The organism is Bradyrhizobium campsiandrae (assembly GCF_014529705.1).
In the GTDB taxonomy this organism is placed as follows: domain Bacteria; phylum Pseudomonadota; class Alphaproteobacteria; order Rhizobiales; family Xanthobacteraceae; genus Bradyrhizobium; species Bradyrhizobium campsiandrae.
In genome coordinates this window covers 1-15,373 of the sequence record NZ_JAANIH010000077.1, presented here as the reverse complement: position 1 = coordinate 15,373, position 15,373 = coordinate 1, and the positions used below count along the sequence as shown (strand labels likewise).

The window sequence follows — 15,373 nt, the reverse complement described above, 5'->3', positions numbered from 1 at the left end:
AGCGGTCAGAATCGCTAACGCTGTGGCGGCAGATCGAATATTCGATTCGGGAGCTTGTTTACGTCTGACCAATGCGAAAATATTCCGGACGTCCGGCAGGCCACGGATCGCCCCACATTTGTTGCCCGCCGTCTACCGAAAGCGTTTCGCCGGTGATGAATTTCCCTGACGGGCGCGGCGAGATAAACACAGGCCTCGGCGATATCCCAGGCGTCGCCGTGCCGTTTCATCGGGTTCGCTTCCTTATAGGTCGCAGAGCCTTCCGGAACATAGCGGTCGAATGCCGTGGTTTCATTGACGCCCGGCGCGACACAGTTCACCCGGATGCCGTGCGGCGCCCATTCGACCGCGACGGTCTTGGACGCGTAGATCACGCCGGCCCGCGCCGCGGCGGTGTGCGCCATCCCCGGTAGCCCTCGCCAGATCAATGCGACGATATTGACGATATTGCCGGTCTTGCCGCGCTCGATCCACTCGCGAGCCGCCGCTTGCATCATCCACCACGATCCATTCAGGTTGGTATCGATCACCGCATTCCAGCCCTTTGGCTTGAAGTCAATGGCCATCTGGGCGAACTGCCCACCGGCATTATTGACCATCACATCGAGACGGCCGAAATGATCCCAGACGTCTTTGACGAATTCGTTGACTTGATCGGGATCGCGGATCGTGAGACTTCTGCTGAAGACGCGGGCGCTGAGGCCCTCTAGAATCGGTATGACGCGGGCGAGCTTCTCAGCATCGCGCCCGCAGATTGCCAGATTGGCGCCAAGCCTCGCAAACAGGAATGCGATCGCCTTCCCGAGTCCGCTCCCCGCGCCGCTGACGATGATGGTCTGGCCGGCGAACAGATCGGGTCGGTACACTGTCGGGATCGTGGAGAGCTCGTCGTCGGTGAACCCGTAACTCGGCCGGCTACTTTGCGAACTCATCTCAGGCTCCGGATCGCATCAAAGTGATTGCGCGACCCGCGCACCCTCCTCGACCGCGCGCATCGCGTCGAGTTCGGCAGCGTCGTTGGCACCGCCGACGACATGCGCTTCTATGCCTGCCTCGCGTAACTCGTCGAACATGCCGCGGTTAGACTCTTGGCCGGCGCAAATCACGATCGTATCGACGGCGAGCGTACGTGGCTCGCCCTCGACGACGAAATGCAAACCTTGATCGTCGATTCGCTGATAGGTGACTCCACCGATAATCTTGACTCCGCGCTTCTCAAGACTGCTACGCAGGATCCAACCAGTCGAGACGCCGAGACCGAGGCCAGGCCGCGTCTTCTTGCGCTGCAGCATTGTAATTTCGCGCGGACTTGGCTTTGGCGCCAGCGGATCGCCTAATAGCCCTCCAGCTTTCGTAAGGCTGGCATCGACATTCCACTCCTGTTGAAACTCACGAATATCCATCGCACGTGATTTCGGCGATTCATCGGGCTGCGAATGGCAGAGGTATTCGGCGACATCGAAACCGATACCCCCAGCGCCGATGATGGCAACTCGCCGCCCCGCGTGGCGCCTCCCGCTCAATAGATCGTTGTAAAATACCACCTTCGAATGATTGATGCCTTCGATCTCCGGGACGCGAGGATGGACACCACAGGCGACAACGACAGCATCGAACCGCGCGTCTTTCAGGTCACTGACCGCCGGCGCCGAATTGAGCCTGAGATCGACGCCGCCGTCAGCAATCTGGCCGCTGTAATAATTCAGCATTTCGTCGAACTCGACCTTGCCCGGGACTGCTCGGGCGAGGTTAATCTGCCCGCCTACGCGATCAGCGGCCTCAAACAGGGTTACCTTGTGCCCGCGTCGGCTGGCTTCCGCGGCAGCTGCGAGACCGCCTGCGCCTGCGCCAATCACCGCGACCCTGCGCGAGGTCTTAGCTGGGCCGTCCTCGAACTCAGTCTCGCGGCAGGCGCGCGGATTAACCAGGCAACTCGCGGTCCGCTCGGAAAAGATCAGGTCAAGACAAGCCTGATTGCAGGCGATGCAGATGTTGATTTTGCCGGCGTTGCCCTCCCGCACCTTCTTCGCGAAGTGGGGATCGGCCAGCATCGGGCGCGCCATCGATATTAGATCGCTATCGCCAGCCGCCAGAATTTCCTCGGCGGCATCGGGCGTATTGATGCGGTTTGATGCCACCACCGGAATCCCCACCGCTTTCTTCAAACGTGAGGCCGCAAAACGCCATGCACCGCGCGGGATGACATAAGCGATCGTGGGAACCCGGGCTTCATGCCAGCCGATACCGGTGTTGAGAATGTCGGCGCCCGCGGCCTCGACCCGTTGGGCAAGCCGATCGATCTCCTCGCCAGTTGCGCCGCCTTCGACGAGGTCCAACGCCGAGATTCGGTAGACAATGATGAAGTCGTCGCCGGTGGCGCCTCGCGAGCGTTTGACGAGTTCCACTGCGAGCCGATGACGGTTTTCCTCCGATCCGCCCCACTCGTCGCTGCGGTTGTTGGTGCGCAGCACCGCGAACTGATTAATGAGGTAACCTTCCGATCCCATGATCTCAATGCCGTCGAATCCGGCCTCCTTGGCGAGCAGCGCGCAGCGCACGTAATCCGAGATCGTCTGTTCAATCTCTGCCCCAGTCATCGCGCGCGGGGGAAACCGATTGATGCGGGTCGGGATGGCGGAGGGACCGACGCAGTCCTGTTGCTTGGAATATCGGCCCGAATGCAGCACCTGCATGCAGACTTTGCCACCGTGCTGATGCACGGCGTCGGTGATGCGGCGAAGTTCACGAGCTTGCGCACGTTCGGTCAAAATCGGCCCACCAGGCTCGATCAGACCCGCGGTGTTGGGCGCATAGCCACCGGTGATGATGAGCCCGACCTCCCCCTTGGCGCGCTCGGCAAGGAAAACCGCCATCTTGTGCACGCCGTTCTCCTCCATATCGAGCCGGGTGTGCATCGACCCCATGATCATGCGGTTACGCAACGTGGTACGCCCGACCTTCAGCGGAGACAGCAAATGAGGATAGAGCGATGTTCCGGGGTCGGCCGGCGTCAGCATGGACTTGGCTCCGTGGCTGGTTGTCAAATTTCTAACAGTTGTTAGACTGAATGCAAGAACTCAAGATCACCTAGATGGGAGAGGTCGCGATGGATTACGCGCTTAGCGAGCAGCAGCAGGCTTTCCAGGAAACCGCGAAGCGTTTCGCGAAGGACAAGCTGGCCCCCCACTATCAGAAGCGGGCAAGTGAACACCGCATTGACCGTGCCATGCTGAAACAAATGGGCTCACTCGGCCTGATCGGCGCCGACCTGCCGGAAAAATACGGCGGCCTTGGCGAAAGCTGCGTGACAGCAGGCATTATTGTCGAGCAGATCGCTTATGGAGACTTCAACGCCAGCTACATCCAGCTCCTGGCATCACTGCTCGGCGGGATGCTCGCAGAGCACGCCTCGCCCGAAATCGCTCAGGAGTGGCTGCCTCAAGTGGCCCGCGGCGAGAAGATTATCGGCCTCGGCCTGACCGAGCCGCGGGGCGGTTCGGACGCTGCCAATCTTATTCTACGAGCCGAAAAATCAGGAAATGGCTATCGCCTCAACGGTGAAAAAACTTCCATGAGCTTTTCGGATCAGTGCGACGCAGCAATCATCTTCGCGCGCACCGGAAAGGTCGAGGATGGTGCGCGCGGCGTCAGCGCATTCTTTGTCGATCTGGCGCAGAACGGAATCACGCGGACGCATTTTGATGATATCGGTACCAAACCTGTCGGACGCGGCTCGGTGTTCTTCGACGACGTCTTCATTCCGGCCGAGTGCCTGATGGCAGAGGAGAACAAGGGCTTCTCCAAGATCATGTCGGGCTTCGACTATAGCCGTGCCCTGATCGGCCTTGAGTGCATCGGACCGGCCCAGGCTTCGGTCGATGAAGCATGGCAATACTCGACGGAAAGGATCGCCTTCGAGCGGCCGATCGCGCAGTTTCAGGGCGTGAGCTTTCCGCTCGCGGAAGCCGAGACCCAGCTCACCATGATGCGGCAGCTTTGTTACTATACGCTTTCGCTCAGAGATCGCGAACTTGCACACACCGCGGAAGCTGCGATGTGCAAATGGTATGTGCCGAAGGTAACCTGCGAGATCATCCACCAGTGCCTCCTCACTCACGGCCACTACGGTTACACCACCGATCTACCGTTTCATCAGCGTTATCTCGATGTCATGGGTCTACAAATCGGTGACGGGACCGCACAAATTCAGAAACTTGTCATCGCACGCGAAAAGGTCGGACGGGTCGCTGTTCAATACGCCAAGCAGCCTTCCGAATTGCGGCAGACCTCAGAATGAGCCTACCTATCGCCGCTGCCATCTCTCGGCGAAACCTGTGCGGCCGTGCGTAGGCTTCCGGGGTGGCCCAATTGGATGATGCCGGCCGCGCAATCGATGAACCACGTTGCGCGCCCAGGGTGTCGTATTCAGCTTGCGCGTGGGTTCGGGTAGTAAGATCCCGTGGTTTCCTTCGCTCCGGCCTACTCCCTTGATTGAGGCGCTCCGAAGGCGGCGTCATCTATTGAGACACCACCAGTATTCAATGTCACCAGCGCGGGATATGCAATGCGGAAGTCCTCAAGCATCTTGCGTATCGGCGCGTCGGCGAACCAACCTCGGTCATTGACGTATTCCATATGGCGATGATCGCTCGTGTCGAACTCGTGAAACAAGGCGTCAGCCGTACCGTCGAAGATAAGAGGTCGGACTCCAAATCGTTCACATAGCTCCATGTTGAACGCGGGCGTGACTTTGAACATGTTCCCGTCGAGCCAAAGCGCGACGTAGCCGTGATAAATGAAGAGATCAGTTCCCATCAACTCCGTCAGCTTGGGGGAATTCAGATGGTTGCGAACGTCTGCAAAGCCGATCGCGGCGGGAATTCCCGCTGCTCGCATGGCGGCGGCCAATAATATTGCCTTTGGGACACAAAACGCTGAAGGCATTTTGAGAATCTCGCTGGCGCGATAATCGGCTTCGGACAAACTCACCGCGTAGGGGTCGTATCTGATCTGGTCCCGTACCGCGTTAAACAGCCGGATTGCCTTCTCGGTGGCCGACCGGCCTTGTTCATCGCCAGCCACACGCGAGACGAAATCTTTAATCGCTGGTGAATCGCAATCCACATAATACGTTGGGAGGAGAAAATCTCGAAGATTTGGGCTGGCTACCACTTGCGCCTCGACCGACATTGCCATTTACCTAACAGACGTTAGAAATTTTGGCAAGTCAATCGGGTCACGACTGGCGTGCAAAGGTGGATCTTTCAGGCAAATAGATTTATCAAACGATTGTTAGAATTGATTGAACCGGCAGGACGAGAGCGTTAGCATTGGACGCCCGGGCTGGACATGTTTGTCGGGCAGGCCCGCCCACCGTCTCGTGTTCGATCAGGTATGCGTGCCTATCGGCCAGCAAGTCAGTCTCGAATTGAACTTGACTGCAAATCAGGGAACGTAGTCGATGGACAATCCAACGTCCTATGTATGGACACCTCCGCCCGAACTAATTGCAGCGAGCAATCTGACCGCTTTCCTGCGCGCGGCCGGATATGACGATTACGATAGCCTCTCGCGCAAGGCTGACTCCGATCCCGCATGGCTCATGGAAGAGGTTTTCAAGTTCTGCGGCGTCAGGTTTTATCGCTCTTACGACCGCATGCTGGATCTGTCGCGGGGGCAGCCATGGGCGCGCTGGTGCGTCGGCGGCACCACCAACATTGTCCTGAATTGTATTGACAAGCATCGCGGCACCGACGTGTGGGATCAGACGTTTCTCGTCTGGGAGGGCGAAGACAAGCTCGAACAGCGCAGCCTCTCATATCGAGAAATCGACCACGAAATTGGACGGCTTGCGCTCGCGTTGACCGGTCTCGGCATCGGCAAGGGCGATGTGGTCGCTCTCTACATGCCGAACGTGCCGGAAACCTTTATCGCGTTCTTCGCGGTGTTGAAATTGGGCGCGATCCTGATGCCGCTGTTCTCAGGCTTCGGTCCGGCTCCCATGCAAACCCGGCTTAACCATGGCGGCGCCAAGGCTGTCATCACCGCGAGCGGAACCTGGCGGCGTGGCGCCGCGGCACCGCTCAAATCCGTCCTCGACGTAGCACTCGAATCCTCACCGACAGTGCAGCACGTGATCGTCGTCGATCGCGAAGGCCTTGATATCGAAACCCCGATGCGGGAGGGCCGCGATCACTGGTGGCACGATATCGTCGCCGGCAAGGATGGCGCGATCGCGACCGCCGAAATGAATGCGGAAGATCCCGCGATTCTGCTGTACACTTCGGGAACCACCGGCGAACCGAAGGGTTGCGTTTGGACCCATATCGGCTTCATCGGTTCTATGGTCACGCGCGATATGATCATCTGCGCCGATTTCAAATCGTCGGACCGTTTTTTCTTCCTCAGTGACATGGGCTGGATGGTCGGCGCCATGTGCGCGTGTATTCCCAGTTTCGCTGGCGCGAGCCTTCTGATCGCCGAAGGCACGCCGGATTTCCCGGACACTGGACGATTCTGGCGGCTGATCCAGGATCACCGCGTCAGCTATCTTGGCGTATCGCCTACGATTATCCGCGGGCTTATGCGCTACGGACCGCAGGATGTCGAGCGCCACGATCTGTCGGGCCTGCGGATGACCGTTTCGGGCGGCGAGGCCTGGACCGCGGCGCCGTGGCAATGGTTCTTTGAGCACGTCTGCAAAAGCAGGCTTCCCATTATCAACGTTTCCGGCGGCACGGAGGTCGGCGGGTGCATCTTCACCGGGACGCCCAATCATCCGATGAATCCCTGCTCGTTCTCGCGTCCGGCGCTGGGCGTCGGCGCCGACATCGTGGATATGGCGGGCAACAGCCTGCCGCCGGGCGAGGTTGGCGAGCTTGTTCTGCGCCATGCGTCGATTGGATTGACCAAGAGCCTGTGGAAAGCTGACGAGCGCTACATCGAAAGTTACTGGAGCACCCTCCCCGGCATTTGGGTGCATGGCGATTTCGCATTGCGCGGCACTGACGGCCTCTATTACATTCTCGGCCGCTCCGATGACACCATCAAGATCTCCGGCAAGCGCACCGGCCCCTCGGAGCTCGAAGGCATCCTGATCGCGACCGGCAAGATATCCGAGGCCGCCGTGTTTGGTATTCCACACCCGGTGAAGGGTTCGGCGATCGTCTGCGCCTGTGTCCCGATGCCGGGCGTGGATATCGAGAACGGCATCGCGGAAGAACTATCGTCGGCCATCGTCAGGGGTATGGGGGCATCGTATCGGCCGGAGAAGATAATTTTTGTGGATGATCTGCCTCGAACCCGCAACATGAAGATCATGCGCCGGGTACTGCGAGCGGTGTTCGAAAGCAAGGATCCCGGCGATCTTTCCGCACTCGCCAATCCCGAAGCGGTTGACAGGCTTCGCGCGAAACTTGGCGCCGCATAAACCACGGAGGAGATGGCGACCTGTCGGGCTAGAAGGAAGCGGACCTTTTCCTTGCGTCCCGGCCTCGATGCCCGAAAGAATTTACAAGGAGGGGCGTACAATGGCGATGGATCCGGTCTTGTCAGATCAACGCAAACAAGCGATGCGGGCGGCTGGTTTCTGGAGCGATCAAACCCTGCTCGAGGTTTTTTCGAAGACCGCCAAGGATGATCCTGGGCGAGTCGCGGTTGTTGGCTACGAAACTGCATCCAACCGACGTACGGTGCTGACATACGGCGAACTGCAGCAAACTGCCGATCGAATAGCGGCTAATTTGTTGCGGCTTGGCGTCAGGCCTGGGGAAGTGGTGTCGTACCAGTTGCCGAACTGGTGGCAATTCGTGGCCCTTCACCTCGCACTGCTGCGGATCGGCGCGGTTACAAATCCCGTCATGCCTATTTTCCGCGATCGCGAAATGGAATTCATGCTGACCTTGGCCGAGACGCGCGTGCTGATCGTTCCACGGCGATTTCGCGATTTCGATCACGCCGCAATGGCGGACCGCCTCAAGGCCAAGGTGCCCACACTTGAGCACGTCGTCATTATCGGTTCGGGCGACAATCGAGACTTCGAGACAGTGTTGAATGCGCCGCAGAAACCGCTTGAGCCTACGACTGCTGCCTCGGCCGATCAGGTCGTGCAATTGCTTTATACGTCGGGCACAACAGGTGAGCCCAAGGGAGTAATGCATACAGGCAATACGTTGCTGAACAGCGTGCGATATTTTGAGGATCGCGTCCGTCTCACAGCCAACGATGTCGTGCTGATGGCCTCGCCGATGGCCCATCAGACCGGTTTTCTCGTCGGCCTGCTTCTACCCCTCTATCTGGGAGGACGGGTCGTTCTTCAGGATATCTGGAATCCAGCCAAGGCGGTCGACATCATCGAGACAGAGCGCGTGACGATGACCATGGCATCGACGCCGTTTCTGGCGGATTTGACTGCGGAGGCGGAGCGGCGACCTGAAGCGCTGCGTTCATTGCGCACTTTCGTATCGGCAGGCGCCCCAATTCCTCGTGTTTTGGTACGCCAGGCCACACAGACTCTTGGTGCGCACATCGTCTCGGGATGGGGCATGACGGAAAACGGGCTGGTGACGACCACCAAGCTCGACGATCCACCGGAAAAGGTCTTCGAGACCGACGGTTGCCCAAGCCAGGGTATGGAAGTCAGGATCGTCGATGGCGGGGGCAAAGTCCTGCCTCACGATGAAGAAGGGCGCCTACAAGCGAGGGGCCCCGGCACCTTTGTGGGCTACCTCAAGCGGCCGCATCTCTATGCCGTCGATCAGGATGGCTGGTTTGAGACCGGCGACCTCGCCCGCAAGGACAAGGACGGCTACATTCGTATCACGGGGCGCACCAAGGACATCGTCATCCGCGGCGGCGAGAACGTTCCGGTGATCGAGATTGAACAACTGATGTATCGCCATCCAGCCGTCCGGGAAGTCGCAATCGTCGGAGTGCCAGATGAACGCTTGGGCGAGCGGGCCTGTGCCTGTGTCGTGCTGCGCGAGGGAGCATTACTGACGTTAGCTGACGTGATGGCGTATATGGCGGAGAACGCTGTAGCCAAGAACTACTGGCCGGAGCGCATTGAGGTGCTCGAAGCCTTGCCGAAAACGCCGAGCGGCAAAGTGCAGAAATTCAGGCTTCGCGAGATCGTCAGTTCGATGAAATAATTCTCGGCTAACGGCTGCCGCAAGAAGAAGGCCGGGTGAAATTCCGGCCCCCTTCTGAGATGACCGCCGCGCGCGAAAATCAGAGCGGGCAATCCTGCGGAAACACCGGCTTGCGTTTTTCGAGATGCGACGCCAATCCCTCGCGCGCCTCGGCGCCGGTGAAACCCAAAATCTCAAGCGCGGTCGAGGTATCGAACAGCGGACCATTGACGCGCAGCCAGTTGTTAAGAGCGTACTTGGTCCAACGGATCGCGCTTTGCGCGCCGCTAGAAAGCTCCTCGGCCGTCTCGATCGCTATCCTCTGCAAGTCCGCGTCTTCGACGCATAGCGACACCAGACCGATCCGCTCAGCTTCTTCGCCGGACAGCGGCTTGCAGGTCAGCAGGTAATATTTTGCTTTTGCAAGGCCGCACAATAACGGCCAGATGATGCAAGCGACATCGCCCGCCGCGACGCCAAGCCGCGTATGACCATCGACGATGCGCGCGGACTTTCCACAAATCGAGATATCGGCCAGGATTCCGACGACGAGACCTGCACCGACGGCGACGCCGTTGATCGCCGAGATGATCGGCTTGTTGCAATTGATAACGTTATAAACGAGATCCTTGGCCTCCTTCCAGGTCGACATCCGTGCGACCGGGTTGTCTAGAATACTCTTGATCAGCTCGAAATCGCCCCCCGCCGAAAAGGCTTTGCCAGCTCCGGTCACGATGACCGCGTTGATATCTGGATCGTCGTTGATGTCACGCCAGATATTGGTGAGCTGAGTGTGGGTCTCGGCGTCGACCGAATTGTAGGTCTCGGGCCGGTCGAATGTGAGCCGGAGAACCCGCTTGGACGGATAGTCGAGCTTCAATTTGGTATAAGCAGCATAACGATTGGACATCGGCTTCCCTTCTGGACACTTGATTTGCTTGGTCGGGTTAAATCTTACAGGGGATGACGATGCATATCGCAGTCGGCAGATTTCTCCTGCCTTCCGATACGTCCTCGCCACGAACCTGCTATGAATTCATTCGAACAGATGTTAGAATTTAAAACCGATCGGGAAAGGCTGCAAGCTTATACTTTTCAATTGAGGCCGTCGTCGGGGGCGGCGAGAGCAAGATTCGGAGGATTTGCCGTGACAGACGGGCACGAAAAAGCTCTGACAACGAGGGCGGGCGCCAGTCCCACGATTGGCGAGCTGTTTCGCGCGAGAGCGCTGATCCACAAATCTTCGGTCGCGATCGAGTATCAGGGCAGACATATCAGCTATGGGCAGCTCCTTGACCGTGTACATCGCACGACCTCGATGCTGGCGAGCCAAGATCTTCGACGAGGCGACCGCGTAGCATTGCTCTCGCGTAACAGACCGGAGTATCTCGAAGTGGAGCTGGCGGCCGCCAATCTCGGGGTCATCACCGCTTGCCTGAACTGGCGATTGTCGCAGCGGGAACTCGCCTATTGTATCGATCTGGTCTCACCGAAGCTCTTGATTGTTGAAGAAGAACTGGCCGGAAATCTCGAACTTTCTCCCATAGGGGACCGCAAGATCATCAAGATCGGCCCGCAATACGAGCATATATTGCAAGAACAAAACGGTCATGCGCTGCCCATTGCGGCGGAATCCGAAGACGGCCTGGTTATCCTTTACACCAGTGGGACCACCGGCCAACCCAAAGGGGCCGTCATTTCGCATCGGGCGATGATCATGCGGGCGCTGGTGTTCAGTTCCGAGCTGAACATTTCGCATCACGATACCTTTGTGGCCTGGGCGCCGCTGTTTCACATGGCATCCACGGACCACAGTCTCGCGACACTGTTGCGCGGCGGAACGGTCGTCGTGGTCGATGGCTTCCAGATCGAGCCGTTATTGTCTGCTTTGGAGCGCCATCGGATCGGCTGGTTTGTCTTGATTCCGGGCATGATTGAAGCATTCATCGCCGGCTTCAAGGAGCAAAAAACGACCGTAAAAGGCGTTGGCCTTTGCGGCGCGATGGCCGACCTGGTCCCTCCGCATGTCATCGCCGAGGTCACTGACCTGCTGCGAGCTCCCTACGTCAACAGTTTTGGTTCGACCGAGACCGGCTTGCCGCCGGCAACCAGATCGTTGATCCCGGTAGGCGAAATACCTGCCAGCCTGGCGAAGCAACAAAGCGCCTTCTGCGACATCAAGCTTGTCGATTCTGCCGACAAGGAGGTTCCGATTGGCGCACCGGGAGAGTTGGCTATTCGCAGCCCAACTTTATTCTCCGGCTATTGGAAAGCTGATGATACCAACGTGCGCGATTTTCGCGGCGGGTGGTTTCACATGGGCGACGTGTTTCGGCGCAATGATGACGGCTCGCTCGATTTCGTCGATCGCGCCAAGTACATGATCAAGACTGGCGGCGAAAACGTTTATCCAGCCGAGATCGAGCGCGTTTTGATGAGTGATGCAGGGATCACCGAGGCCGCGGTTGTGCGTGTCCCCGATGTGAAATGGGGTGAAGTTCCCGTGGCATTCGTGTCGCGCCGCGACACCACGGTCACCGAGGCGGACCTGTTTGCTCTGTGCCGGCGCGATCTTGCCGGATACAAATGTCCCCGGCAGTTCCGGTTCATCGATTTTTCGGAATTTCCGCGGTCCACCAGCGGCAAGGTTCAGCGCCACGAGCTCGAAGCCAGGCTGGCGGGCGAAAGGCAACGGGTAAACAGCTAATACGGACACGCCCATTAGCTCTTCGCGTCGCAATTTTCGTCGAACGAAAACTGCTCGCGGCAAGGCACCGCAATCGGAGACGGAAACATGAATGTCGAAGAAGCCATTTTGACGCGGCGCTCGGTCAGGCGATTTCTTCCCAAGCCGGTTCCAGAACCGGTCGTGCGAAAAATCATCGAGGTCTCGGCGCGTGCGCCAAGTGGCCACAACATCCAGCCGTGGAAGGTCTACGCGATCGCGGGCGAGGTGAAGGATCGGCTCTGCGCGGACATCCTGAAAGCTGCCGAAACTGAACCGGACAAGCATCGGCCGGAATATGAGTATTATCCGACCGAATGGCACGAGCCCTATATCGGGCGTCGGCGCGAGCTCGGCTACGACCTTTACGCAAAGCTTGGCATTGCTCGCGACGACGTTGCCGCACGCACATCGCAGATGAACCGCAACTATCTTTTTTTCGACGCCCCGGTCGGACTTTTCGTGACGATGGACCGCCGCTTGAACACCGGCAGCTATATCGACATGGGTATGTTCTTGCAGAACATCCTGCTCGCCGCGCGCGGTCATGGCCTGCACACCTGCGGCCAGGCCGCGTTCACCTGGTACCACGACATCATCCGCAAGCATCTTTCGTTTGACGACACCGAAATCCTGATTTGTGGCGTGGCGCTGGGTTACGAGGACACGACTGCGCCCGAAAACAAGCTCGTCACCAGGCGGGTGCCAGTCGATACCTACGCCAAGTTCTTGGGATTTTCCGGCGGCAGCACGGGCGTCGCCTCGGCACGCACGACGGCCGGAAACTGACCTTCACGCATCACGCCGGGCGGAGACCAAATGCTTTCCATTCGTAAACAAACGCTACGCGGCAAGGTCGCGGTAATCGGTATCGGAATGTCGCCGGTTGGTAAGGTGCCGGGAAAGAGCCCGTTATGGCTCGCCGCCGACGCCGCGAAGAAGGCGCTGGCCGATGCCGGCATCGGGAAAAGCGAGATCGACGGCGTGCTGTCGAGCCATGCCTTCGCTTCTCCCTTCCATCGCTTCAGCGTTGCGTTCAGCGAGTATTTAGGTATTCAGCCGACCTTTTCGAACACGCTTCAGGTATCCGGCGCGACGGCGGCGACGATGTTCAATATTGGCGCCGCTGCCATTCATGGCGGCCTCGCCGAGGTCGTACTCGTGGTCGGCGGCGACAGCCTGCTGACCGGCCTGACGCCGGATCTGGCGCTGCGCTCGATGACGGAAAGCCGTGATCAGCAATACGAGATGCCGTTCGGCATTCCTGTCGCGAACACCTTTGCCATGACCGCACACCGGCATATGAAGGATTTCGGCACCACACCGGAACAGTTGGCGGAAGTCGCCGTGGTCCAGCGGCGTCATGCTATGCGCACGCCCGGTGCGCAGCAGACCAGCCCGATCACGGTGGACGATGTGCTCAATTCTGGCATGGTGACGACGCCCTACCACAAGCTCGATTGCTCGCTGATATCGGATGGCGGCGCGGCGTTCGTTCTGACCTCGGCCGAACACGCCAGCGAGTTGGGCATCGAGAAACCGATCTACATTCTGGGCGGCGGCGAATGCTACACCCACGAACATATTTTCCTGATGCCCTCGCTGACCGAAACCGGCGCGGTCGCGTCGAGCCGAAAAGCTTACGAAATGGCCGGCTATGGCCCCAGGGACATGGACGTCGCCGGCGTCTATGACTGCTTCACCGGCACCGTCATCATGATGCTGGAAGATCTCGGTTTTTGCCCGAAGGGCGAAGGCGGCCGTTTCGTCGCGGACGGCCATATGACCTATGGCGGCCAGATTCCATCGAACACCCATGGCGGATTGTTGTCGTTCGCCCATTCGGGAATGCCGGGATCGCTGTTCCATTTTCATGAGGTCATCGCACAGTTGCGCGGCCAATGCGGCGAACGCCAGGTGCCGGGCGCGGAACTCGGGCTGGTGCACAGCCTCGGCGCGGGTTTCGCAACCAATGCCACCACCATTCTGGGCACGGAGAACACGCTGTGATCTCGTCCGAAGACGCCATGAAGAAGCCGGTGCCGACGCCCGACGCGGATTCCGCCGCCCTCTGGCGCGGCCTGCACGACGGCGTGCTGCTGCTGCAGCACTGCGCCGACTGCGGCCACGTGCAATACTACCAGCAGGCGATGTGCCGGCAGTGCGGCGGCGAAAATCTTGCCCATCGACCGGCAAGCGGGCGCGGCAAGGTACATTCCTTCAGCGTGGTACAGCGCGCACCGGGACCCGCTTTCAAAACCGATCTGCCCTACGCTGTTTTGCTGATCGATCTGGAGGAAGGCCCGCGGATGATCAGCACCTATACCGGCGGCAAGCCCGAAGAGGTCACGTTCGACATGGACGTCATGCTCGTCTGCGAAAAAATCAGCGAGGAAGTGACGCTGCCGCGCTTCCGGCGGGCTTAGCCTGACAGGCGAGCAGCTACATCCGGAACACCCCGAATCTCGTCGGCTTGGCAGGCGTCCGGCCGGCGAGGTCGAGCAGCAGCGCCATCACCTCGCGGGTCTCCGCAGGCTCGATCACCATGTCGCACCACAAATGGCGGGCGTAGTTATAGGGATCGGCGAACGCCTCGAAGTCCCTCAGGATCGGCCGCTTGAACTCTTCACGTTCTTCGTCGGTCCAAGAGCTGCCTTCGCGCTGATGGATATTGTCGCGCACCATCGTTAGCGTTGTCGCCGCCTGCTCCGGTCCCATCAAGGCGGCGTGGGCGCTTGGCCACATCAGGGTAGCGTTTGGTTTGAACGCGCGGCCTAGCATTGCGAAATAAGCCGCGGCATAAGAGCCGCCGGTAATGATAGTGTATTTCGGCACATCGGCGCAGGCCATCGCGGTCATGAACTTGGCGCCATGCTTGGCAATGCCCTGACGCTCGACTGCGGACCCGACCATAAAGCCGGAGACATCGACCAGGAACAGCAACGGAATGTCGCGCTTGCAGCAAAGTTCGATGAAGTGCGCCCCCTTGACCGCGCTTTCCGAAAACAGCACGCCGTTATTGGCCAGGATGCCGATCTCGAAACCGTGGATGCGGGCAAATCCGCATAGCATGGTTTCGCCGTGAAGATGCTTGAACTCTTGAAAGCGGCTGCCGTCGATGAGGCGCGCCAGGATCTCCCGGTTGTCCGTTGGGATGCGCCGGTTAGCGCTGACGATTCCATAGATTTCCTCGACCGCATGGCAAGGCGGTTCGCCCTGCTCGACCGTCCAGCGCAATCGCGGCGGCTCTCCCAGGTTGGCGACGATATTACGCACGATCGCCAGCGCGTGGCTGTCATTCTCGGCGATATGGTCGGTGACGCCGCTGATCCGGCTGTGCATCTCCGCGCCGCCGAGCGGTTCGATCTCGATGGTCTCGCCGGTCGCGGCAAATACCAGTTGCGGGCTGCCGAGAAACATCGCGCCCTGGTCGCGTACGATCACCACCTCGTCGCACAGCGCCGGAATGTAAGCGCCGCCCGCGGTCGAAGGGCCGTGAACGACGGCGATCTGCGCGATA

General features: G+C 59.3%; 12 protein-coding genes. 7 read left to right on the top strand and 5 right to left on the bottom strand.

Features of this window, described 5'->3' with window-relative positions:
* Nucleotides 1–14: 14 nt before the first annotated feature.
* Together G8O24_RS36470 and G8O24_RS36465 are read right to left on the bottom strand one after the other, a co-directional pair.
* Entirely contained in the window at nt 15–866 is an 852-nt protein-coding gene (locus G8O24_RS36470; protein WP_311972341.1) for an SDR family oxidoreductase, read from the bottom strand.
* 84 nt (nt 867–950) lie between these two features.
* Nucleotides 951–3,017, bottom strand: a complete 2,067-nt coding sequence (locus tag G8O24_RS36465; protein ID WP_188107352.1) for an NADPH-dependent 2,4-dienoyl-CoA reductase — start codon at nt 3,015–3,017, stop codon at nt 951–953.
* 89 nt (nt 3,018–3,106) lie between these two features.
* Between G8O24_RS36465 and G8O24_RS36460 the strand changes: the two genes are divergently transcribed.
* A complete protein-coding gene (locus G8O24_RS36460) occupies nt 3,107–4,297 on the top strand; it encodes an acyl-CoA dehydrogenase family protein (RefSeq protein ID WP_188107351.1) in 1,191 nt (396 codons plus the stop codon).
* A 182-nt stretch (nt 4,298–4,479) separates the two neighbouring features.
* Here G8O24_RS36460 and G8O24_RS36455 read toward each other — a convergent pair whose 3' ends face one another.
* Nucleotides 4,480–5,190 (bottom strand): transglutaminase-like domain-containing protein, encoded by a 711-nt coding sequence (locus G8O24_RS36455; protein WP_188107350.1) that lies wholly within the window; start codon nt 5,188–5,190, stop codon nt 4,480–4,482.
* 271 nt (nt 5,191–5,461) lie between these two features.
* Here G8O24_RS36455 and G8O24_RS36450 point away from each other — a divergent pair, with 271 nt between their 5' ends.
* Nucleotides 5,462–7,429, top strand: coding sequence for an AMP-binding protein (locus G8O24_RS36450; protein ID WP_188107349.1), 1,968 nt, complete (start codon nt 5,462–5,464; stop codon nt 7,427–7,429).
* Nucleotides 7,430–7,529: 100 nt separating this feature from the next.
* Nucleotides 7,530–9,149, top strand: a complete 1,620-nt coding sequence (locus tag G8O24_RS36445) for an AMP-binding protein (RefSeq protein WP_188107348.1) — start codon at nt 7,530–7,532, stop codon at nt 9,147–9,149.
* Nucleotides 9,150–9,228: 79 nt separating this feature from the next.
* On the opposite strand, the gene G8O24_RS36440 is transcribed toward G8O24_RS36445, so the two are convergent.
* A complete protein-coding gene (locus G8O24_RS36440) occupies nt 9,229–10,038 on the bottom strand; it encodes an enoyl-CoA hydratase/isomerase family protein (protein WP_188107369.1) in 810 nt (269 codons plus the stop codon).
* Between the two features lie 120 nt (nt 10,039–10,158).
* Between G8O24_RS36440 and G8O24_RS36435 the strand changes: the two genes are divergently transcribed.
* The 4 genes from G8O24_RS36435 (at nt 10,159) to G8O24_RS36420 (ending at nt 14,279) form a co-directional block, all read left to right on the top strand.
* Nucleotides 10,159–11,835 carry a class I adenylate-forming enzyme family protein gene (locus tag G8O24_RS36435; RefSeq protein ID WP_244646214.1) on the top strand — a complete coding sequence of 559 codons (1,677 nt, stop codon included), beginning with the start codon at nt 10,159–10,161 and terminating at the stop codon, nt 11,833–11,835.
* 87 nt (nt 11,836–11,922) lie between these two features.
* Nucleotides 11,923–12,642 (top strand): nitroreductase, encoded by a 720-nt coding sequence (locus tag G8O24_RS36430; RefSeq protein ID WP_021075762.1) that lies wholly within the window; start codon nt 11,923–11,925, stop codon nt 12,640–12,642.
* Between the two features lie 30 nt (nt 12,643–12,672).
* Nucleotides 12,673–13,863, top strand: coding sequence for a thiolase C-terminal domain-containing protein (locus G8O24_RS36425; RefSeq protein ID WP_188107347.1), 1,191 nt, complete (start codon nt 12,673–12,675; stop codon nt 13,861–13,863).
* A 17-nt stretch (nt 13,864–13,880) separates the two neighbouring features.
* Complete coding sequence (locus tag G8O24_RS36420; RefSeq protein WP_244646212.1) at nt 13,881–14,279, top strand: Zn-ribbon domain-containing OB-fold protein; 399 nt, start codon at nt 13,881–13,883, stop codon at nt 14,277–14,279.
* 16 nt (nt 14,280–14,295) lie between these two features.
* Here the strand turns inward: G8O24_RS36420 and G8O24_RS36415 are convergent, their stop codons facing one another.
* Nucleotides 14,296–15,363 (bottom strand): acyl-CoA carboxylase subunit beta, encoded by a 1,068-nt coding sequence (locus tag G8O24_RS36415; RefSeq protein ID WP_368736642.1) that lies wholly within the window; start codon nt 15,361–15,363, stop codon nt 14,296–14,298.
* Nucleotides 15,364–15,373: the final 10 nt, after the last annotated feature.

Coding starts and splice junctions, on each gene's coding strand:
- G8O24_RS36465 (WP_188107352.1), bottom strand. CDS start 3,017: ATGCTGACGCCGGCCGACCCCGGAACATCGCTCTATCCTCATTTGCTG.
- G8O24_RS36460 (WP_188107351.1), top strand. CDS start 3,107: ATGGATTACGCGCTTAGCGAGCAGCAGCAGGCTTTCCAGGAAACCGCG.
- G8O24_RS36455 (WP_188107350.1), bottom strand. CDS start 5,190: ATGTCGGTCGAGGCGCAAGTGGTAGCCAGCCCAAATCTTCGAGATTTT.
- G8O24_RS36450 (WP_188107349.1), top strand. CDS start 5,462: ATGGACAATCCAACGTCCTATGTATGGACACCTCCGCCCGAACTAATT.
- G8O24_RS36445 (WP_188107348.1), top strand. CDS start 7,530: ATGGCGATGGATCCGGTCTTGTCAGATCAACGCAAACAAGCGATGCGG.
- G8O24_RS36440 (WP_188107369.1), bottom strand. CDS start 10,038: ATGTCCAATCGTTATGCTGCTTATACCAAATTGAAGCTCGACTATCCG.
- G8O24_RS36435 (WP_244646214.1), top strand. CDS start 10,159: ATGAATTCATTCGAACAGATGTTAGAATTTAAAACCGATCGGGAAAGG.
- G8O24_RS36430 (WP_021075762.1), top strand. CDS start 11,923: ATGAATGTCGAAGAAGCCATTTTGACGCGGCGCTCGGTCAGGCGATTT.
- G8O24_RS36425 (WP_188107347.1), top strand. CDS start 12,673: ATGCTTTCCATTCGTAAACAAACGCTACGCGGCAAGGTCGCGGTAATC.
- G8O24_RS36420 (WP_244646212.1), top strand. CDS start 13,881: ATGAAGAAGCCGGTGCCGACGCCCGACGCGGATTCCGCCGCCCTCTGG.